Below are 21,409 nucleotides of genomic sequence, written 5' to 3'. Positions count from 1 at the left end.
GATCCGGTGGACGACGCCGGTTCCCCGGTGGACAAGGCCGATTTCACGTTCCGGGAACCGTGCCGGCTGTGACGTCCGGAGGCCGGCTGACCGTGCGGGCACGCTCACAGGCTTGCCCCTGGTCGACCGCGGCTGTCTCGACGCCGCGCTGGAAGCCGACGGTGTCGGGATACTTCGGACTGAGGACGTCCAGGTCGGCCGGTGGGGGCCGACCTGGACATCATGATCAGACGAGGTCGAACCGGTCGAGGTTCATCACCTTGTCCCACGCAGCGACGAAGTCCTTCACGAACTTCTCCTTGGCGTCATCGCTCGCGTAAACCTCCGCGAGCGCGCGCAGCTCGGAGTTCGACCCGAAGACGAGGTCGGCGCGGCTTCCGGTCCACTTGACCTCGCCCGTGGCGGCATCGCGACCCTCGAACGTGTTCGCGTCCTCGGACCTCGCCTTCCAGGTCGTGCCCAGGTCGAGCAGGTTGACGAAGAAGTCGTTGGTCAGAGACCCGGGGGTCGTGGTGAAGGCCCCGAGCGGCGACTGCTGGTGGTTCGCGCCCAGGACGCGGAGGCCACCGACGAGGACCGTCAGCTCGGGCGCGCTCAGGGTCAGCAGGTTCGCCTTGTCGAGCAGCAGGTACTCGGCCGGGAGCCGGTTGCCCTTGCCGAGGTAGTTGCGGAACCCGTCGGCGGTCGGCTCGAGCGCGGAGAACGACTCCACGTCGGTCTGCTCCTGGGACGCGTCCACCCGGCCCGGCGTGAAGGGGACCTCGACGTCGAAGCCCGCGTCCTTGGCGGCCCGCTCGACTGCCGCAACGCCGGCGAGCACGATCAGGTCGGCGAGCGAGATCCGATTGCCGCCGGTCCGGGCCGCGTTGAAGGACTCCTGGATGCCCTCCAGGGTGCGCAGCACCGTCGCCAGCTGGTCGGGGTCGTTGACCTCCCACCCGCTCTGCGGCTGGAGGCGGATGCGCGCACCGTTGGCGCCGCCGCGCTTGTCGCTGCCGCGGAAGGACGAGGCCGACGCCCACGCGGCGGACACGAGCTGGGACACCGACAGGTCCGAGGCGAGGATCTGTGCCTTGAGGGAGGCAACGTCCTCGGCGTCGACGAGCTCGTGCGTCACCACGGGCAGCGGGTCCTGCCACAGCAGCGTCTCGCTCGGGACCTCCGGGCCGAGGTAGCGCACGACCGGGCCCATGTCGCGGTGGGTCAGCTTGAACCATGCACGGGCGAAGGCGTCCGCGAACGCGTCGGGGTGCTCGAAGAAGTGGCGCGAGATCTGCTCGTAGGCCGGGTCGAACCGGAGCGAGAGGTCGGTTGTCAGCATCGTCGGGGCCTTGCTCTTCGACGAGTCGTGGGCGTCGGGGATGGTGCCCGCACCGGCACCGTCCTTCGCCACCCACTGGTGTGCGCCGGCGGGGCTCGTCGTCAGCTCCCAGTCGTAACCGAACAGGTTCTGGAAGAAGCCGTTGCTCCACTGGGTCGGCGTGCTGGTCCACGTGACCTCGAGACCGCTGGTGATCGCGTCGCCGCCCTTGCCGGTGCCGAAGGTGTTCTTCCAGCCGAGGCCCTGCTGCTCGATCGGGGCGGCCTCGGGGTCGGGGCCGACATTGTCCGCCGGGCCCGCACCGTGAGTCTTGCCGAAGGTGTGACCGCCCGCGATCAGGGCGACCGTCTCCTCGTCGTTCATCGCCATCCGGCGGAACGTCTCGCGGATGTCGCGGGCCGCGGCGATCGGGTCCGGGTTGCCGTTCGGGCCCTCCGGGTTGACGTAGATGAGGCCCATCTGGACCGCGCCGAGAGGGTTCTCCAGCTCACGGTCGCCGGTGTAGCGCTCGTCGCCGAGCCAGGTGGTCTCGGGACCCCAGTACACGTCCTCGTCGGGCTCCCAGACATCCGCACGGCCGCCGCCGAAGCCGAAGGTTTGGAAGCCCATCGACTCCAGGGCGACGTTGCCGGCGAGGATCATGAGGTCGGCCCACGAAAGATTCTGACCGTACTTCTTCTTGACCGGCCACAGCAGGCGGCGGGCCTTGTCGAGATTCCCGTTGTCCGGCCAGCTGTTGAGAGGGGCGAAGCGCTGCTGGCCGGCTCCGGCGCCGCCGCGGCCGTCGCTGATCCGGTAGGTGCCCGCACTGTGCCACGCCATCCGGATCATGAACGGGCCGTAGTGGCCGAAGTCGGCGGGCCACCAGTCCTGCGAGGTCGTCAGCACCTGCGCGATGTCCCGCTTCACTGCCGGGAGGTCGAGGGTCTTGAACGCCTCGGCGTAGTCGAACTCCTCGCCGAGGGGGTTGGCCACGCCGGGGTTCTTGGCAAGGATCTTCAGGTTGAGCCGCTCCGGCCACCACTGGCGGTTTCCGCCGCCTTGAGTCGGGTGCGGGGCGCGCCCGTGTGCGACCGGGCAGCCACCTCCGCCCTCCGTCTTCGCGTCTACGACGATTGCATCATGGTTCTCAGACATGGGAATCCTTCCGGACCAGGCGGATCACGGTGCTCAGGAACTGCGGGACGCGGAACAGTCGGGCACAGGCTCCAGCAGACGGCGTCGGGCGACGAGGCGATGCGTTCCTCCAACCGGGCCGGGCTTCCGGTCGGCTCGATGCGGCATACGAGTCGCGTCGCGTTGAGCGCGTGGAGGGCCTCACACACGACGCGAAGGAAGATACGGCCCACGCGATCGCGCACTCCGAAGACGATCGTCTCCCCGCCGAGGTGGTCACCGTCCTGGACGGTCCAGAGCAGCGCACCGCGGGCGGCCGTGACCCACAGGCCGGCACTGCGCAGCTCCTCGGGGGTGGTCCGTCACGTCTCTGTCTCCTGCCGTACTGGAGTCTTCCTGTCCCTTGGCCATCAACGAAACCGATCCTACGATGGACGGAATCCAAGTCAAGAAGAACGCCAAACCCATATCCAATAGGAACCCGGACGTGCGTCAGTAGACTTCGGGTATCCCGCCGGACCTGAATAGGTGAACCGATATGAGTGACCTGCTGGAGCGACTGCGAGGGCGTGGCTGGCGGATGACCTCTCAGCGGCGTGTCGTTGCGGAGGTCCTCGATGGCGACCACGTGCATCTCACGGCCGACGAGGTGCACGCCCGTGCGGTACAGCGGCTGCCCGAGATCTCCCGGGCGACTGTCTACAACGCCCTGGGCGAGCTGGTCGCTCTCGGTGAGGTCGTAGAGTTCTCCACTGACGGCCGTGCAAAGCGATACGACCCCAACGCACACCAGCCGCACCAGCACTTGGTGTGCTCCAGCTGCGGCGTCATCCGCGATGTCCACCCGAGCGGCGATCCGTTGGCCGGCCTCCCGGCGGAGGAACGGTTCGGTTTCACGGTGTCCAAGGTCGAGGTCACCTATCGCGGGCTGTGCCCGTCCTGCGCCCGTGGGAGATGATCGGCGCATGCCTCAAGCGAGAGACGAGCGTGGTCGTCCGGGGCAGAAGCCAAAGTCATCACTGCTGTCCTGCTTCGGCGGACTCTTCGAAGGCCAGGCCGCGCAGGGCGAGCTGTGGGGTCTCGTAGCGGCCGTCGGCCGTGGGCTCCACGTCAAATGGCGCTGAAGATCCGTATCGCGTCGTAGACGATCCGTGAGGCCCGGAGCAGGCCGGAGGGCCCGAACGCCGCCGCGAGGCCCCACAGGAGCATCCCGCACGCATTGCCCAGGACCGTGGCCATACGGCTTCTGTGGCCATTCAGCTGCTCGGCGCAGGATCGCGGCCGTACTGGCCCCGGGACCGTCGCAATCAGAGAAGCCGCACCGACGAACGCAACGACGGCGGTCAACATCGAGCCGGCGTGCCGCGTGTTCACGTGCCTCACAAGCCCATTGCGTGCCTGGCGAATTACCGGCGGCTGGAAGGCAGATGTCGCCGACGGTCGGTGCGTGCTCTGGGAAGCGTTCAGGTGCATGTGGTTCCCGTGGCCGGCCTGAACCGGACGAAGGACCAAGTGTCCCGTGCTGCGGCCCCTGCACCGTGCTTGTCCTTCACGCCACCGGCATCAGGGTTGTGAGGTGGTGCAACCGGTCCGGGCGTGCTTCCGACGGGGCCGAGGCCGTCGCCATGTGCCTTCGGTCCTCGGGGGGGTTGGGGCCGAGTTCGTCCCGCGGTCGCCGGCGGAGCGTTGGGCGCTGTTCGGGCCGGCTCACCGAACTCTCCCTGAATGTCGCTCGGCCGGTGGCACTGAAGCCACTGGCTGCGGAGGGCGAACCTCATCGCGATCGCACCCCTCTGCCGGCAACTGGCCATGGATTCCGCGCCGTCCTGCTCAACCGCCTTGGTGGGCAGGCGTCCAGTAGTCGATGACTACGTTGTTCCACCGCCGCCGCACTGCGTTTATCAGCGCCTGTGGGTCGCCGATCGAGACGACCTCTTGGCAAAGGGGCGAACGAACAGGTCTGACCCCCGTGGAACACGGTAAGTCCGGTTCCAAGACGCACGTACGTTGGCTTGTTGGGCCGCCCCTGGGCGGACGTCGTTGCGAGGAAGCGTCGCCGATCGACGATCGCCCGGTCGATCTCGCCCGTTGCGACCAGCTCTCCCGAGCTGTTCATGGCCCGAACGAGGAAGGTGAGCCGCCGGCCTGCCGCGGCGGCCGACGGCTCGGCGATGACGTCAACCCAGCCGCCCACCCCCGTCGCACGGAGGTGCTCGATGCGGATTGCGGTTCCAACGGTCCTCTGGCCCGTCGTGGTGAAGGGACGCAGCGGCCTGCATAGTTACCGCTTCCATCCACGCGATCAGCCACGGGGTGGAGAACACGGGCAGGTCACCGCTTTGAAGCACCTTCTTGAGGCCACCACCGACGCGCAACATGGGGCGGCGGATGCTCGCAGGACAGGACAGGACAGGACAGGACAGGACAGGGCAGGGGCAGTCAGATGCCGTCCGGCGGGGCGGTGGCCGGGCAACAGCCGGCTCGGCTGGTCAAGGGCCGCTACCGCTGGTGGTGGAGCCGCTCCAGCAGGAGGTAAGCGCGCTGCTCAGCGGCCGCGAGTTCGGCGGGATCGATCCCCGCCGGCCACAGTTCCCCCGCAGCGGCGTCGTCGGCATCACGCAACTCCACCACTGCCACCACCAGATGCACCTGGACGATCGGGAGCGGCGGCCCAAAGCGCTCGGTCAACGACCGCTCCGCCTGCCCGGCCGCCTCCGTGCATGCGGCCAGCGCACGTTCCACGCGCACCGCGGCATGGTCATGGACGACCAGCAGCGCACAGACCAGCCCGACGGCGATCCCCAGAACGCTACCCAGCACCCGGTCGTGGACGAGCTCCCCGGCAGGGGCAGGCGAGGCCAGGTCGCTCAGCAGCAGTGCCAGCGGCGTGAGGAAAACGACGCCCAGACCGTAGTTGCGGGCTACGACGTACTCCAGCAGAAATTCCAGGAGCACGACCACGCAGGCGAGTGCCACAGGATCCAGGTGTGCGGCCAGCACACCGAAAGCGAGCAGCAGCCCGACGACCGTGCCCAGGGTTCGCTGGACGGCACGCTGCGCCGTCGTGCGGAGGTTGACCGAGTGGAGCACTGCGGCGGCTGAGATCGACGCCCAGTAGCTGTGCTCCAGGCCCAGGACCACGGCCAGCCCACCCGCGATCCCGGTGCCCAGGACCATCCGCAATGCGGGAACGGCCAGGACGGCCCTGTGGTGAGGGCCACCGGGGCGGTGCCCCACCAGCAGTTCGGAGGCGCGCCGGGCGACGGGTGCGGCCGGTGCCACAGAGGTCCCTGCCGCGCGGTAGGTCACGCCGTCCTGTGCCGCTGGAGACGGGAACGACAGCTCGGGCAGAACCAAGGGAAGTCGCCGGCGTCGGTCGGTGAGGAGACGAGCCTGTCGGCGCAGGTGCTGTGCCGTGGCGGTGGGGTAATGGGGCGACCGGCGTGCGGAGCCGATCAGCAGCGACCAGGACAGGTCGGTCAGGCGTACGAAGGTTTCGTTCCGGCCGGCTTGCTGCGCTTGCGTCGGCGGCGCGAGACCGAGGGAGTGGTAGGCCTGCAGGACCGCAACGGTCGCGCGGTGTCGCGTGTGCCGGGCACCGCCCCCCGGTCCAGGTGCCTCCAGCAACTCCGCGAGCTCACGCAGGGCCGTGGCCACAGCAAAACGCTGCGGACGGTCTGGGTGCACGAGCCAGCCCGATACGCCAAGCACCCATGCAGCCGCTGCTCCGGCCGCGGCCAGCGCGGTCTGCGGGAGAATATCGGCGAGAGCGGTCGAGCCATTGGCCGCCACCGCGAAGGAGAACAGCAGCAGTACCGCGCCCAGGCCGCTCAACCGTGTTGCATCACAGGCAAACTTAGCCAGTCCGGCGACCACGGCCGTCGCCGCAACCACCACGGCAGCACCGGCTCCTCCTGCCCACGGATGGATCCAGGCAGCGAGAGCGGACCCGCAGCCCACGCATGCCGTCATGGCCACCGCGACCAGCGCGAGAACGCGAGCGCGGCGCGGGTAGGGGAGGTTGCGTCCAAACGTGGTGGTGAACGCGCCCAGCATGGCGTAAACAGCGAGATCGGGCCGCCCCGCCTTCGCTACTGGAAGTGCCACCAGCGCCATGGCCAGGGCAGCACGCACGGCGAAGAGGAGCGCTCCGTCGACCTTGTGCAGCGCGAGCGAGCCGCGCGGGGAGAGCACGTGCGCCGCGCTTGCGACGGAAGGCCGCCAACCGTGCCCGGTCACGGCAGAGAAAGGGCGGCGGGAAGAAGGCATATCCGGTATATATCACCTGTGTCCGGCAGGGTTTCTGAGCGCTGAATCGAGCCTGCCTCTACGCGTTCGCCGGCGTCGCCCTCGTCGACTGCGCCAGGACCTTGCCTGCTCAGCGCGATCGACCTTGTCCCTGCCGGCGCCCTGGCCAAGCGCGGCAGGTGCACGCCGGGGAAGGCCCCTGCGGGCGTGTGTGGTGCCGAAGTCGGCACTATGCAAGGCGTTGATCACGCGGCTGACGGGCGGGGCCCCGTCGAGTATTCCTCGCGAGACACAGCGCGCGGCTGTCCTGGCCGCTGACGCACACGCCCGCATCGCGGTCAGCCAGCTGAGGTTCCTTGAGTCCCTGACGCGGGCTTCGTCAGGCTGGACGGCGACGAAAAGACTACTGTTATTACTCGTGAGCACCCGGTTGCCGTTGTCTGCGGTTCCCCGACTTGGTGGCGCGGTGGTCGTCGGAGCGGTGGCCGGCGCAGTCGTCGGAGTAGCGACCGGCATTCCGCTGGGGGTTCTCGCCGGTATCGCTGCGACAGAACTGATCTTCGTTGTGGCGGGTTGGATGGTGCTGTGGCCGATGGATGCCACAGCCACCCGGGGCCATGCCCGACGTGAGGACTTTCAGCCCGTCACCGAGGAACTCGTGGTCGTTGCCACTGCCCTGTGCGGACTGGTTACCATCGTGCTGCTGCTCCTGCTCGGTAAATCCGACACCGGCCACGCCGCAGCCGCGGCCGCGCTCGGCGGTGTGTTCATGTCCTGGGCGGCGCTCCATTTGATGTACGCCACCCGTTACGCGTACCTGTACTACATATCCGCGAGCGGGATCGACTTCAACTCCGATCACCCGCCGGCGTACAGAGACTTCCTCTACTTCAGTTACAACCTCGGCATGACCTACCAGGTATCCGACACCGACGTCTCAAGTTCGACGATCCGTGCGGTGGTGCTACGGCACTCGGTGCTGTCCTACGTCTTCGGCACCAGCATCCTTGCCACGACCATCAACCTCGTCACAGGAATCGTCACTGGCTGATCCGGTCCAACCCCGTGCCTGGCCGGAGCCCCACGGTGCGGCAGTCCTCCCAGGTCTGTTTCGAGAAATGGGCACTTTGACGTGATGCTGACTAGGCTTGCTCCATGAAAGGGTTGGCGGCTGCGCCTCACGCCCTGACCGCTAAGTCGCACTGACCCTTGGACGCTGCCTGCTACCGCGCCGGAACTGCTGGTGGACGGCTGATCGGAACCAGGGAGTCACACCATGGCACCTCTATTTCACGGAACTTCCAAGGTGCGCCGAGAGCCCACGCTCGCCGTCAACCCCTTCTATGGTGAAGCGAATCCGGCGGCCGGTATGACCGAGGACCTACCCAAGGACCGGCTGCCCCAGGGACCCCTGACGCCCTCAACGGTGTACCAACTTGTGCACGACGAGCTGATGTTGGACGGCAACGCGCGCCTGAACCTGGCCACGTTCGTCACGACGTGGATGGAGCCGCAGGCCGGCGTCCTCATGGCCGAGTGCCGCGACAAGAACATGATCGACAAGGACGAGTATCCGCGCACCGCCGAATTGGAGCGGCGGTGCGTGGCGATGCTCGCCAACTTGTGGAACGCGCCTGACCCGGATGGCGCGGTCGGGTGTTCGACCACCGGGTCGAGTGAGGCGTGCATGCTCGCAGGGATGGCGCTCAAGCGGCGCTGGGCGAAGAGACACGCTGATCAGTACCCGTCGCGCGATGCCCGCCCGAATCTGGTGATGGGCGTGAACGTTCAGGTCTGCTGGGAAAAGTTCTGCAACTACTGGGAGGTCGAGGCGCGCGAGGTCCCCATGGAAGGAAACCGGTTTCACCTCGACCCGGCGGCCGCGGCGGAGTTGTGCGACGAGAACACGATCGGCGTCGTCGGTATCCTCGGCTCCACCTACGACGGCTCGTACGAACCGATCGCAGACCTCTGTGCGGCTCTTGACGTCTTGCAGGAGCGGACGGGGCTCGATATTCCCGTGCACGTCGACGGGGCCTCCGGCGCCATGATCGCGCCCTTCCTCGACGAAGGCCTGATGTGGGACTTCAGGCTGCCGCGCGTGGCGTCCATCAATACTTCGGGGCACAAGTACGGGCTGGTCTACCCCGGCGTCGGCTGGGCGCTGTGGCGCGGCCAGGAGGCGCTGCCCGAGGAGCTGGTCTTCCGTGTCAACTACCTGGGTGGCGATATGCCGACCTTCGCGCTGAACTTCTCCCGGCCGGGCGCGCAGGTGGCCGCGCAGTACTACATGTTCCTCCGGCTCGGGCGCGAGGGCTACCGGGCCGTGCAGCAGGCCACCCGGGACGTGGCACGCGCACTGGCCGAGCGCATCGAGGCACTCGGCGATTTCCAACTCGTCACGCGGGGCGATGAGTTGCCTGTGTTCGCGTTCACGACTGCCCCGGACGTGAAGGCTTACGACGTCTTCGACGTCTCCCGGCGTTTGCGGGAACGGGGCTGGCTGGTTCCGGCGTACACGTTCCCAGCGCACCGGGAGGACCTCGCGGTCCTGCGTGTGGTGTGCCGCAACGGCTTCTCGTCCGACCTGGCGGCACTGCTCCTCGAAGATCTCCGACGCCTGCTGCCGGAGCTGCGCCGGCAGCCCTACCCAATGGTTCACGATCGGCAAGCGGAGACGATCTTTCATCACTCCGAGGGCCGTCGCCCGCACGAGGCAGCAGGCCGTCCAGGCCAAGACGGGAGACACTGAGAGTCGAAGGCGGAGCGGTGTCTGGCCGCCTCCGCGATGGTGCCCCGGCACGGGGCGCTCCGGCCCGGGACAGCTTTCCGCATTGATGATCTCCCGGACATTCGCCGAGAGCGATGGATACACGAGGCTGTCCTGCCGCACGGTCGCGCACGGTAGAAGCCGTCGGTCCACGAATCCCATCAACGCTCCGCAGCCCCTTGTGGGTCTGGGCCTGCTTGAGCGCTGGATCCTGCCGTTGGATCGTTCACCCCGCAGTCGCAGTCGCAGTCGCAGTCGCAGTCGCAGTCGAGGGCGTGCAGGTGGGCAAAATGTCGTTCGGCCGCCTGCGAACTCGGGTCGAATGCCGACGCTCAGTCAAGCTCGTCGTTATCCGCTGCGCGGATCTCGATCGTTCGCCGCGTCACCACACCGGTTTTCGGCAGACGTAGAGTCAAGACACCGTCAGTCAATTCAGCCTGGACACCTTCTGTATCAACGTCACCGGGCACCCGAATCCCATAGGAAAACGCCCCTGACCGGCGACGCAATGCATTGCCGTCCGTCGTCTCATCAAGGGAGCCATGGACGTGCAGCTCCCTGCCGTCCACCTCTACGTTCACGCGTTCACGAGGGACACCAGGCAGTTCTGCGCGAACCACGTATGCGTCGCCCGAGTCTGCTTCCTCGACCACTGGCATCCAGTGCTGCACGGGGCCAGTTGTCTGCGACGACCGCTCAAGCAGGCGGCTGACCTCACCCCACAGCTGCTGCAGCTCCGTTGCTGGATCATTCCCGGCCCACCAGGCCGTTCTTGCAGGCTTCGACCGGGCGATGTCTGCGCGTTCATCCATGATTTCCTCTCCGACTTCGTCGTCCCTCTCGGCGCTCATCCTGCCTGTGTTCTCTGTCGACAGCCTGCGTCCCAGGTTTCCCGATAACCATTACGTCTACGCCGTTGTGGTGAGGAGTCCCGTTTCACGGGACGAGACGGTGCCATCTGCCCAGCCTCGGGGGAGGGGGCGTGCTCTGCGCCACACGACTCAAAATGACCCTGGCGGAAACTTCAGCAACTGCGCGAAGCCCGGACCGGCCCGGTACGAGTCATATCGATATTAATCAACATGGCTCAAGTCCGAGCAGGAACCGATACTGCTCCGGTCTCGGCGCCCTGCACTCGAAGCGCAGTTGCTTGCCCCCCATCTTATTTCTGGGGCATGTGTTTCGTTGCGCTTGCGGAGCAGGGGACATCGCGCTTGAGTTGTATAGACCCCCGGTATCAGGAGCAGCCATGTCGATGTCATTCGGTTCAGGGTTTGGTTCTTCTGACCCCTTCAGTGAGTTGTTGAACCGGTTCTTTGGGATGTCACCGGCCTCGTCGCCGCCGGCCGTCCAGCGAGTTCCAATCGGACGGCTCCTGACAGAGTCGTCGCAGGAACTCCTCAATATGGCTGCGCAAAGAGCGGTCGAGGACGGAACCTCCGATCTCGACACGGAGCATCTGCTCTGGGCGGCAACAAAGGTCGACCCCGCACGAAAGCTGCTCTCTCAGGTAGGCGTGAACCCCGACACGCTCGCGTCGGAAGCCGCTGAGGTCCTTCCGCGGGAGTCTGGTGAGCCGTCCGCGGAACCGGGACTCACACCAGCAGCCAAGCGCACACTTGCAGCTGCCTACGCTCACTCACAGGCAGCCGGGGTTTCGTATATCGGCCCCGAGCACATTCTCAGTGCACTACTGGACGACGTCGACTCCGGTGCTGCCCGGCTGCTGCGAGCGGAGGGCCTGGACCTGGAGAAGCTGGCGGGCCTCGCGGACCAAGCGGCTCGCGCAGAAGGGATTCCGGCTGACGGAAAGCAGCCGTCTACGACCTTGGACGAGTACGGTCGGGACCTGACGGAAGAAGCGAAGGCTGGAAAGCTCGACCCTGTGGTTGGGCGGGCTGAGGAGATCGAGCAAACCGTCGAAATCCTCTCGCGGCGCTCCAAGAACAACCCCGTACTCATTGGCGAGCCCGGCGTCGGGAAGACCGCCATCGTAGAGGGTTTGGCCCAGCGCATCGTGGCGGGCGAAGTCCCGGAAACCCTGAAGGGCAAGAGAGTCGTGGCGCTCGATCTCTCTGGCATGGTGGCCGGCGCACAGTATCGCGGGCAGTTCGAGGAGCGCCTGAAGAAGGTCATCGAGGACGTCCAAGCCGCCAGCGGTGACATCATCCTGTTCATCGATGAGCTTCATACGGTCGTGGGCGCGGGGGCGACCGGCGAGGGGGCGATGGACGCAGGCAACATGCTCAAGCCCGCGCTGGCGCGCGGAGAACTCCACGTCGTGGGCGCGACGACCATCGACGAGTACCGCAAACACATCGAGAAGGACGCAGCCCTTGAGCGTCGCTTCCAGCCCGTACTGATTCCGGAGCCGACCGTCGAGGAAACGGTGCAGATCCTGGAGGGGCTGCGGGACGCATACGAAGCCCACCACCAGGTCCGCTTTGCTGACGGCGCCTTGGCAGCCGCGGCTGAGCTGTCCGACCGTTACATCAGTGATCGATTCCTGCCCGACAAGGCCATCGACGTGATGGACCAGGCAGGCGCCCGCGTGCGCCTGCGCAGCGCGGGCCGCTCCACCGAGGTCGTCAGCCGAGAGGACCGCATCGCCCAACTGCGCCGTGAGCAGGACCATGCCGTGGCCGGTGAGGACTTCGAGAAGGCTTCGCAGTTCAAGCGGCAGATCGCTGAGGTGGAAGGCGAACTTGCGGGGATCAAGGAACGTCGCGAGGGCATCGTCTCCGTCACCGCTGCCGACATCGCTGATGTCGTTTCCCGCCGCACGGGCATCCCGGTCTCTCAACTCACTGCCAGCGAGAAAGAAAAGCTTCTCAAGCTCGAAGAGGAGATGCACGCCAGGATCGTCGGCCAGGACGAAGCGGTCACCGCAGTTTCGGAGGCCGTGCGCCGCAACCGCGCGGGCATGGGTGACCCGAATCGCCCAGTAGGCTCGTTCCTCTTCCTGGGCCCCACCGGTGTTGGAAAGACCGAACTTGCCAAGACTCTCGCCGAGTTGCTGTTCGGCGATGAGGATCACATGATCCGCTTCGACATGAGCGAGTTCCAGGAGAAGCACACCGTCGCCCGGCTCGTCGGTGCCCCTCCGGGATATGTCGGCTACGAAGAAGCCGGCCAGCTCACAGAGAAGGTCCGTCGGCAGCCCTACAGCGTGGTGCTCTTCGACGAGGTGGAAAAGGGCCACCCTGACGTCTTCAACACGCTGCTGCAGATCCTCGACGACGGACGTCTCACAGATGCCCAGGGGCGCACCGTCGACTTCCGTCACTGTGTCGTCATCATGACGTCCAACATCGGCGCTCACCGCATTCTCGCGTATCAAGGCGATGTGTCCGAGATCAAGGACGAGTTGATGGAAGATCTGCGGGGCCGGTTCCTGCCCGAGTTCCTCAACCGCATCGATGACATCATCATCTTCCACAGCCTCACCGAGGACGACCTGTCGCAGATCGTGGACCATCTCTTGGACCAGAGCAAGCGCCGGGTGCAGGCACAGGGAATGAAGCTGGAAGTCACGGAAGCGGCCAAGAAGCTTCTCGTCGCCCACGGTCATCAGCCAGAATTTGGTGCCCGTCCGCTGCGACGCACGATTCAGGCTGAGCTCGACAACCGCATTGCCTCGATCCTGCTCGGCGGTGAGGCAGAGCGGGGAGACACCATCGTCGCCGATGTGCAGAACGACTCGATCCACTGCACGGTCGAGGGGCCCGGGGCACACCCGACTACCGAGGCGCACGAAAAAGAGGAGAACTCCTGATACAGGGGGAGGGCGCTGCTTCGTAAGCACACCCGGGCCCATTGGCGCCCGGGTGTTCAAACAAGGAGGACACATGGCGCATCACCACAAGACCAACCGAGCAGTCGAAGGTAATCCGGATGACGGTCATGGGAGAGGCATACCTCTGCGGCCCGACGAGGAAGAACTCAAGGAGCGCACCGAAGAAGATCGACGAGACGTGGGACTTCCTGAAAAGAAGCAGGAGGATCCCGCAACACAGTACGAAGAAGCGCAAGCTGAGATCGATCAGGAGGTTGATCGGGGCGAGATGCCGACGGGCACAACTCCACGAGAGAAGCGAGAGTCGTTTCCGCCGACCGACTACGAAAGCTGAAGCGGGCGCCGCAATTCTTCGACCGTTACCGAGCTGTACCGGCAGCACACGGGAGCAGGAATGACCGGAGAACCGATCAGCGCCACTGCACGTCGCGCGCTCGAGCAAGAACTTGCCGACCTGCGCGTCGAACGAGGGGCGGACGCCTCGACGCTGCAGGACACCGACGAAGTGGGCGACCGCGCTGACGAAGCCGACGAGTTGCAGCGCGCCAATGAGGTCGTACGCCTCGATGCCCGCATCAAAGAGATCACCTTGCGACTTCGTGAGGCCGACGAAGCAGGCGGGCCTTGTACCGACCTGGTCGGCGTGGGCAGTACTGTCACCGTGCAGTTCTCGGACGACACGGTGGAAACCATCCAGATCGGCGAGGGCGCCGAGGTGCTGGACCAGGCGTTGATCACTGCTGACAGTCCCCTCGGCCGCGCGCTGCTCGGCCGCCGTGCCGGCGACAGCGTCAGCTATGACACGCCCGAAGGGCAGGCGACCGCGATCGTGGTGTCTCTCGGCGAGCCCCACCCGGCAGGGGACAATTAATCGAGTAGTGATGGGGGCGGACCGGCGGCGGGCAGGTCAGTAATGGTTGGACGATACGCCAGCTCTCTTCCACTGCGTCCCCGGCCATTGCCCTGGTAGGGGTTCGTGAGAAGGTGCCGGTGAAGCCACCCTCAGGTGGCTGGGTTGATGGTGACCTTGACGTGTTTCATGATCGGCTGGTCGCTTTGTGTGCTGTAGTCGGCGAGTGCGCACAGGACGTTCATCTCGGGCATGTAGCCGGCCGCGCAGCCGCGGGGGATGTTGTAGGGGATGGCGAGGTAGCCGTTGAGGTGGCGGTGGCTGCCGTCCTTGGCGGTGCTGGTGATGTCGACGGGGCCGAGGTCGGCGATACCGCGTTGGCGCATGTCGGCCCGGTTCATGAAGACAAGTGTGCGCAGGTTCTTGATGCCGCGGTAACGGTCGTTGTCGGAGTAGATGGTGGTGTTCCACTGGTCGTGGGACCGCATGGTGCCCAGTGCCAGGGTGCCGGGGGCGGGGACGACGTCGGGCAGGAGCGCGGTGGAGAACTCGGCACGTCCGGACGGGGTGAGGAAGACCAGTTCACGGGCGGGCTGCTTGATGCGGAAGCCGAGGGGCAGGCGCACGCGGCGGTTGAAGTCCTCGAAGCCGTCGAGGGCTTGGGCCATGGTGTCCCGGATTCGGTCGTAGTCCTCGATGTACCACTCCCAGGGGGTGGGGCTGGCGGGCAGGGCTGCGCGGGCCATGCCGGCGACGATGGCGGGCTCGGACAGCAGGTGCGATGAGGCGGGGCGCTTCATGCCGATGGACAGGTGGACCATGCTCATCGAGTCCTCGACGGACGTGCTCTGGACTCCCTTGCGCTGATGGTCCTTCTCGGTACGGCCGAGGCACGGCAGGATGAGGGCCTGGCGGCCGTGGACGAGGTGGCTGCGGTTGAGCTTGGTGCTCACCTGGACGGTGAGGTCGCAGTTGCGCAGGGCCTCGTAGGTGTAGGGGGTGTCGGGCGCGGCGAGGGCGAAGTTGCCGCCCATGCCGACGAACACCTTCACATCGCCGCGGCTCATCGCCTGGATGGTGCCGACGGTGTCCAGACCGTGCTCACGCGGCGGCTCGATCCTGCAGGCCTCGGCCAGGCGGTCCAGGAACTCGTTGTCGGGGCGGTGATCGATACCGCAGGTGCGGTTGCCCTGGACGTTGCTGTGCCCACGCACCGGGGAGGGGCCGGCTCCTTCACGCCCCAGATTGCCGCGCAGCAGAAGGACGTTGACGATCTCCCGGACCGTATCGACGCCGTGCTCGTGCTGGGTCAGGCCCAGGCACCAACTGACGATGCTGCGGTCGGCCTCGCTGTACACGCGCGCTGCTTTGAGGATGTCGTCGCGGGTGATCCCGGACTGGTTCTCGATCTCGTCCCACGGCGTGGCCTCGCACAGGGCCCGGTACTCCTCGAAACCGGCCGTGTGACGGTCGATGAACTCCCGGTCCAGAGCCTTGGGGTCGGTCGCGGACTGCTCCAGGATCGCCTTGGCCATGCCGCGCAGAAGAGCCATGTCGCCGCCGATCCGCGGCTGCAGGTTCAAGGTGCTGGTCCGCGTCGTCTTGAACAGCGCCATGTCCGTGAAGTCATGCGGAACGATGGTGCGTGTGGCGGCCGCCTCGACCAGCGGATTGATGTGCACGATCTGGGCGCCGCGATGGTACGCCTCAGCAAGGGCGGTGAGCATCCTGGGCGCGTTGGAGGCGGCGTTGACTCCCACGATGAACAGCGCGTCCGCGCTCTCCCAGTCCTTGAGGTCGACGGTCCCCTTGCCGGTGCCCAGAGACGCATGCAGAGCGCGGCCGCTGGCCTCGTGGCACATGTTGGAGCAGTCGGGCAGGTTGTTCGTGCCCAGTTCACGGGCCATCAACTGGTAGAGGAAGGTGGCCTCGTTGCCGAGACGGCCGGAGGTGTAGAACGCGGCCTGATTCGGGTTGTCCAGCGCGCGCAGGGCACGTCCGACTACCTCGAACGCGTCCCTCCAGCTGATGGGAACGTAGTGGTCCGAGTCGGGGTCGTACACCATCGGTTCGGTCAGCCGGCCCTGATTTTCCAGGTCGTAGTCGCTCCACCCGAACAGCTCGGTCACCGAGTGGGTGGCGAAGAACTCACGCCCGACACGCTTACGCGTCATCTCCCACGTGACGTGCTTGATTCCGTTCTCACAGATGTCAAGGTGCAGACCCTTGGTGTCGTCCGGCCACGCGCATCCCGGACAGTCGAAGCCGGTGTTCTCGTGATTCATCCGCATGATCGCCCGCGGCCCGTCCACCAGCGCACCCTCACGCACCAGGAACCGGGTCACGCTGTTGGCGGCGCCCCATCCGGCGGCGGGATGGTGATAGGGATGGAATTCCGCATCGCCTGTGGGGCCGGGCCCCACACTGGGCTCCAGTCGTTCCTGCTTTTTATTGGACAGGCTCAAGACTTTCACTCTTCCGCCACGCGGACGTGGGTATATGGACGACGCTTTCGCTCAGGCTAGGCGCGCTGATCAATCTATGCCACTCGACTCTCGGAATGCTCATTCAAGGTTATTTTCAGTAACCCGATTGCGTGGGATGACCACGTCGGTAGTTACGAAATGGCCCCTTTGCGAAATGGCCCCTTTACGGAAGCGGCCGGCTCGCCGTCGACTGACTGAACGTCTGTCGGGTGTTGTGAGTGGACAGGTGATGGGCCACTGGCTGGTGGTCCGGCCAGGTCGTGCGGACTTGTGGCTTCGCCGTGGTCCCCTGAACGCGCGTGACTGGATTTCCCCTTCCGAACGAAGATAAAGAGGCGTCCATGCGCCTGAGTATCCGTAACCAGATCCCCGGTACCGATACCTCCGCCACGGAGGGCGCCGTGACGGCCATCGTGAAGATTCAGCCGCCGGCGGGTCAGGAAATGACGGTGGCGGTCACGGTGGGCGCGGTCAAGGAGCTCGGCATCGCAGCCGGGAGTCAGGTCCAGGCTCTGGTGGAGTCCACCGAGGTCTCACTGCAAGCTCCCTGATCAGCCGCCTGGACGACATCGGTGCGACGGCGCTTCCGGCTCCTCCTGACCACCGGCCCCGGGTAACGGAAAAGGCCGGCTCGACGCCGTTGGCGCCGAGTCGGCCTTTCCGGTGGTGCATCCCCCTCGGGGGTGCCGAGCCTTCCGCTCGACGGGGCCGGTCAGTCCGTGCCGAACTCCATCGCGGCGCGGTCCAGCATCTCGTCGTCACCGGAGACCTCGCCGCGGGAGGCGATGGCCTCGGCGCCGCCCTCCGGCATGGTGCCGATCAGCCCGGTCGCGGCCGCCTGGGCGGCACCGATGGCGGGATTGGCGGTGCCGATCAAGCCGAGCCCGGCGTACTGCTCCAGCTTGGCGCGCGAGTCGGCGATGTCGAGGTTGCGCATGGTGAGCTGGCCGATCCGGTCCACCGGGCCGAACGCCGAGTCCTCGGTGCGCTCCATGGACAGCTTGTCCGGGTGGTAGCTGAACGCCGGGCCTGTGGTGTCGAGGATCGAGTAGTCCTCACCGCGCCGCAGCCGCAGTGTCACCTCGCCGGTGACGGCCGCGCCGACCCAGCGCTGCAGCGACTCGCGCACCATCAGCGCCTGCGGGTCCAGCCAGCGGCCCTCGTACATCAGCCGGCCGAGGCGCCGTCCCTCGTTGTGGTACTGGGCGAGGGTGTCCTCGTTGTGGATCGCGTTGACCAGGCGCTCGTACGCCGCGTGCAGCAGGGCCATGCCGGGCGCCTCGTAGATGCCGCGGCTCTTGGCCTCGATGATCCGGTTCTCGATCTGGTCCGACATGCCCATGCCGTGCCGGCCGCCGATAGCGTTCGCCTCCATCACCAGGTCGACGGGGGAGGAGAACTCCTTGCCGTTGATCGTCACCGGGCGGCCCTGGTCGAAGCCGATCGTCACGTCCTCTGTGGCGATCTCGACCGAGGGGTCCCAGAACCGCACGCCCATGATCGGCTCCACGGTCTCCACGCCGGTGTCCAGGTGCTCCAAAATCTTGGCCTCGTGGGTGGCGCCCCAGATGTTGGCGTCGGTGGAGTACGCCTTCTCTGTGCTGTCGCGGTAGGGCAGGTCGTGGTCGAGAAGCCACTCCGACATTTCCTTGCGGCCGCCGAGCTCGGTCACGAAGTCCGCGTCCAGCCAGGGCTTGTAGATCCGCAGGTGCGGGTTGGCGAGCAGGCCGTACCGGTAGAACCGCTCGATGTCGTTGCCCTTGAAGGTCGAGCCGTCGCCCCAGATCTGTACGTTGTCCTCGAGCATCGCCCGGACCAGGAGGGTGCCCGTGACGGCGCGGCCGAGCGGCGTGGTGTTGAAGTAGGCACGCCCGCCCGAGCGGATGTGGAACGCCCCGCAGGTGAGCGCGGCCAGGCCTTCCTCGACCAGCGCCGCGCGGCAGTCGACCAGGCGCGCGATCTCGGCACCGTAGGTCTTCGCGCGGCCGGGCACCGAGGCGATGTCGGGCTCGTCGTACTGGCCGATGTCGGCGGTGTAGGTGCACGGGATGGCGCCCTTGTCGCGCATCCACGCGACCGCGACCGAGGTGTCGAGGCCGCCCGAGAAGGCGATGCCGACGCGCTCGTCGGCGGGAAGGGAGGTGAGGACCTTAGACATAGGAAGAGTATGCACGATCACGCATGAACATGCAAAAGCGAACGGCGATGGAGGCGGCGGCAGCCGGCCATCCAGGACACCGTGCGCTCGGCCACCCAGCGGTGTCGGCCGAGGCGTGTGACGACTCGATGCCCTTGCGGGCGATGCGGTGGCTGATACCGCGTTCGCGGAGCCAGTTCCGCAAGTGGCCGCAGTCGCTGCCGCCGTAGTACGACCAACCAGCCTTCCGGCACCGGAAGTTCCCGGTGGTCGAGCTCTTCGGCGGCTTACCCGGATCGGCGAAGGCGTGGTTCGGCGGCCTGCGGGTGCAGTCGCAGCTGGGGGCCGGGATGCGGAGTGGGGCAGGTATCGGTCGAGGACGGGGTCTTCGGTCCGCTCGCGCAGGAGGCATTGTGCGGCCACCGCGGCGTACGCCACCGGGCGCGAGCCAAGCGCCGTCACGGTCAGCCAGGCCCGTCTGCCGGTTCGTATGGCTGATGCGGGCAACGTCAGGCACACCGTGGATTTGCTGTTCGCCGCCGAAAGCTCCGCGAACGGGCAGACGCCGACAGTCGAGGCACTCCCTGTCACGCGAGACAATGCCCGATGCAGCCGTCGCCCCTACCGTGGTGGCATGGCGGTGATCAGCGGTTTGAGGCGGGGGGCGCGGCCCCGGATCGGTGTGGTGGACGCACTGGGCGTGGCGCTGCTGTTTGTGCTGTCGGTCGTGGCTGCCTCGGTCGTACGGCACGGGCACCAGTTCTCCCTGCGGTGGCCTGTCGTGGTGCTGGCGGGTGTCGGTTGCGCTGCGTTGGTGTGGCGACGCCGCCACCCTTTCGGCGTACTGGCCGTCGCGGTTGCCTGCGGGGTGGCCTTTCAGATGCTCGGGATTCGGGAAAGTCCGCTGGTGATCAGCCCGGTCCTGGTGTCGGTCTACAACGTGGCCGCGCTGACCGACCGGCGTGCCACCTGGGCTGCGGCATCATTTTCGGCCGTCGTTCTGGTGGGCGCCGCCGTGATCTGCGACCCGCACTCATGGCTGGCCCCCGACAACGCGGCGATGCTGGCGTGGACGGCGCTGCCGGCTGCTGTCGGGGACGGGGTGCGCTCACGTCGCGCCTATGTGGCGGCCGTGGAGGAGCGGGCGGAACACGCGGAGCGCACGCGTGAGCAGGAGGCGCAGCAGCGGGTGGCGGCCGAGCGGGTGCGGATCGCGCGTGAGCTGCACGACATCGTCGCGCACCACATCGCCTTGATCAACGCTCAGGCAGGCGTGGCCGTCCATCTGGTGGAACGGCGGCCGGAACAGATCCTGGCCGCTTTGGAGGACATCCGGGACACCAGCCGGTCCGCGCTGGACGAACTACGGGTAACCGTAGGGCTGCTGCGGCAGTCCGGTGATCCGGTGGCGCCGCGTGATCCGATGCCGGGCCTTGCGCGCGTACCGGCGCTTCTGGCGTCGTTCGAACGCGCCGGCCTGACCGTGAGCCATACCCGGCGGGGCATCGCCGAACCGCTGGCGCCGGCGGTCGACCTGGCCGCGTACCGCATCGTGCAGGAGGCCCTGACCAATGTGCACAAGCACGCCGGTGCCGAACATGCCCGGTTGTTCCTGCACTACCGCCCTGAGCGGCTGACGATCACCGTTGAGGACGACGGACGGACCGGAGGGAACCACGCCCATCCGGGGGCGGGTCACGGGCTGATCGGGATGCGTGAGCGGGCTTCCACGGTCGGGGGTTGGCTGTGCGCGGGGGTGCGCCCGGAGGGCGGTTTTACCGTGACGGCCGAACTGCCGCTACGTCCCGGCCTGGTAATGGGCAAACCACCGAGGAGCGACGGGCATGACGATTCGTGTACTGCTTGCCGATGACCAGGCCCTGCTGCGGGGTACCTTCAGGATGCTGTTCGACTCCACGGACGACATGGAGACGGTCGGGGAGGCGTCCAATGGGCAGGAGGCACTGGAACTGGCACGTGCAGAGTGCCCCGATGTGGTCCTGATGGACATCCGCATGCCGGAGATGGATGGCCTCGACGCCACACGGCTCATCAGTGAGTCCGAGGACCTCACAGGGGTGAAGGTGCTCATCCTGACCACCTTCGAGGACGACGAGCACGTCGCCGAGGCTCTGCGCGCCGGTGCGAGCGGCTTTCTCGGCAAGGGGGCCCGCCCCGAGGAGCTTCTCGACGCCGTCCGCACGATCGCCGCCGGCGAGGCGCTGCTGTCCCCGTCAGCGACGCGTGCGCTGATCAAGCGTTTTCTTGCGCAGCCGGACCCGTGCCCGGCGGCCGTGCACGAGCGGCTGGAGCGCCTGACGCGGCGGGAACGCGATGTCGTGGGGCTGGCAGCACTGGGGCTGTCGAACGACGAGATTGCAGAACATTTTTTCGTCAGCCCACTGACCGCCAAGACCCACGTCAACCGGGCCATGACCAAGCTGGCGGCTCGTGACCGGGCCCAGCTCGTCGTCATCGCCTATCAGTGCGGCCTGGTCAGTCCAGCAACGGAGTCTGGGCGTTCACAGACGTCCGAGTAATCGTCGGCGCAGTATGTGCATGTCGTCCCAGTCGTAGGCAGGCGTGGCAGCTACCGCAGTCGTGGTAGCCGGGAATCGCTGCGGGGGGACGACGCGCGAGGGGCCATTCCTGGGCGAAGGTGAGAAGGCGAACGGAGGTGTCGCC

At 66.7% G+C, this 21,409-nt stretch carries 15 protein-coding genes and 1 pseudogene; 9 read left to right on the top strand and 7 right to left on the bottom strand.

All coding sequences use genetic code 11. The features are described 5' to 3' along the window. Nucleotides 1–226 precede the first annotated feature (226 nt). A complete protein-coding gene (gene katG / locus ACGFU7_RS39780; protein WP_393702790.1) occupies nt 227–2,458 on the bottom strand; it encodes a catalase/peroxidase HPI in 2,232 nt (743 codons plus the stop codon). 517 nt (nt 2,459–2,975) lie between these two features. On the opposite strand from katG, the gene ACGFU7_RS39775 reads away from it, so the two are divergent. Next, nucleotides 2,976–3,395 carry a Fur family transcriptional regulator gene (locus ACGFU7_RS39775; RefSeq protein WP_393702789.1) on the top strand — a complete coding sequence of 140 codons (420 nt, stop codon included), beginning with the start codon at nt 2,976–2,978 and terminating at the stop codon, nt 3,393–3,395. A 152-nt stretch (nt 3,396–3,547) separates the two neighbouring features. On the opposite strand, the gene ACGFU7_RS39770 is transcribed toward ACGFU7_RS39775, so the two are convergent. The 3 genes from ACGFU7_RS39770 to ACGFU7_RS39760 form a co-directional block, all read right to left on the bottom strand. After that, nucleotides 3,548–3,676 carry a hypothetical protein gene (locus ACGFU7_RS39770; protein ID WP_393702787.1) on the bottom strand — a complete coding sequence of 43 codons (129 nt, stop codon included), beginning with the start codon at nt 3,674–3,676 and terminating at the stop codon, nt 3,548–3,550. Between the two features lie 535 nt (nt 3,677–4,211). Beyond that, nucleotides 4,212–4,655 carry a hypothetical protein gene (locus ACGFU7_RS39765; RefSeq protein WP_393702809.1) on the bottom strand — a complete coding sequence of 148 codons (444 nt, stop codon included), beginning with the start codon at nt 4,653–4,655 and terminating at the stop codon, nt 4,212–4,214. Nucleotides 4,656–4,936: 281 nt separating this feature from the next. Then, complete coding sequence (locus ACGFU7_RS39760; RefSeq protein ID WP_393702785.1) at nt 4,937–6,706, bottom strand: FUSC family protein; 1,770 nt, start codon at nt 6,704–6,706, stop codon at nt 4,937–4,939. A 397-nt stretch (nt 6,707–7,103) separates the two neighbouring features. Here ACGFU7_RS39760 and ACGFU7_RS39755 point away from each other — a divergent pair, with 397 nt between their 5' ends. Next, nucleotides 7,104–7,736, top strand: a complete 633-nt coding sequence (locus ACGFU7_RS39755) for a DUF1345 domain-containing protein (RefSeq protein WP_393702807.1) — start codon at nt 7,104–7,106, stop codon at nt 7,734–7,736. 225 nt (nt 7,737–7,961) lie between these two features. Beyond that, nucleotides 7,962–9,377, top strand: a pseudogene (locus ACGFU7_RS39750) (glutamate decarboxylase); the annotation flags it as partial. Between the two features lie 410 nt (nt 9,378–9,787). Here ACGFU7_RS39750 and ACGFU7_RS39745 read toward each other — a convergent pair. Then, a complete protein-coding gene (locus ACGFU7_RS39745; protein ID WP_393702783.1) occupies nt 9,788–10,306 on the bottom strand; it encodes an Hsp20/alpha crystallin family protein in 519 nt (172 codons plus the stop codon). 398 nt (nt 10,307–10,704) lie between these two features. Between ACGFU7_RS39745 and ACGFU7_RS39740 the strand changes: the two genes are divergently transcribed. The 3 genes from ACGFU7_RS39740 (at nt 10,705) to ACGFU7_RS39730 (ending at nt 14,122) form a co-directional block, all read left to right on the top strand. Then, complete coding sequence (locus ACGFU7_RS39740; protein WP_393702781.1) at nt 10,705–13,230, top strand: ATP-dependent Clp protease ATP-binding subunit; 2,526 nt, start codon at nt 10,705–10,707, stop codon at nt 13,228–13,230. 73 nt (nt 13,231–13,303) lie between these two features. After that, on the top strand, nt 13,304–13,585 hold the full coding sequence (locus ACGFU7_RS39735; protein WP_393702779.1) for a hypothetical protein: 282 nt from the start codon (nt 13,304–13,306) through the stop codon (nt 13,583–13,585). Between the two features lie 60 nt (nt 13,586–13,645). After that, a complete protein-coding gene (locus ACGFU7_RS39730; protein ID WP_393702777.1) occupies nt 13,646–14,122 on the top strand; it encodes a GreA/GreB family elongation factor in 477 nt (158 codons plus the stop codon). A gap of 131 nt (nt 14,123–14,253) precedes the next feature. On the opposite strand, the gene ACGFU7_RS39725 is transcribed toward ACGFU7_RS39730, so the two are convergent. Next, nucleotides 14,254–16,566, bottom strand: a complete 2,313-nt coding sequence (locus ACGFU7_RS39725; protein WP_393702775.1) for an FdhF/YdeP family oxidoreductase — start codon at nt 16,564–16,566, stop codon at nt 14,254–14,256. Between the two features lie 362 nt (nt 16,567–16,928). Here ACGFU7_RS39725 and ACGFU7_RS39720 point away from each other — a divergent pair, with 362 nt between their 5' ends. After that, nucleotides 16,929–17,138 carry a molybdopterin-binding protein gene (locus tag ACGFU7_RS39720; RefSeq protein ID WP_393702773.1) on the top strand — a complete coding sequence of 70 codons (210 nt, stop codon included), beginning with the start codon at nt 16,929–16,931 and terminating at the stop codon, nt 17,136–17,138. A gap of 161 nt (nt 17,139–17,299) precedes the next feature. Here the strand turns inward: ACGFU7_RS39720 and argG are convergent, their stop codons facing one another. Continuing rightward, entirely contained in the window at nt 17,300–18,745 is a 1,446-nt protein-coding gene (gene argG, locus ACGFU7_RS39715) for an argininosuccinate synthase (protein WP_393702771.1), read from the bottom strand. Nucleotides 18,746–19,358: 613 nt separating this feature from the next. On the opposite strand from argG, the gene ACGFU7_RS39710 reads away from it, so the two are divergent. After that, nucleotides 19,359–20,597, top strand: a complete 1,239-nt coding sequence (locus ACGFU7_RS39710; RefSeq protein ID WP_393702806.1) for a sensor histidine kinase — start codon at nt 19,359–19,361, stop codon at nt 20,595–20,597. Further along, complete coding sequence (locus tag ACGFU7_RS39705; protein WP_393702769.1) at nt 20,569–21,264, top strand: response regulator; 696 nt, start codon at nt 20,569–20,571, stop codon at nt 21,262–21,264. The genes ACGFU7_RS39710 and ACGFU7_RS39705 overlap by 29 nt, the downstream gene beginning before the upstream one ends. Nucleotides 21,265–21,409: the final 145 nt, after the last annotated feature.

Origin of the sequence: Streptomyces sp. NPDC048473, assembly GCF_043200155.1 — a bacterium.
In the GTDB taxonomy this organism is placed as follows: domain Bacteria; phylum Actinomycetota; class Actinomycetes; order Streptomycetales; family Streptomycetaceae; genus Streptomyces.
The sequence above is the reverse complement of the archived record's forward strand: the minus strand, read 5'-3'. Positions and strand labels throughout refer to the sequence as shown.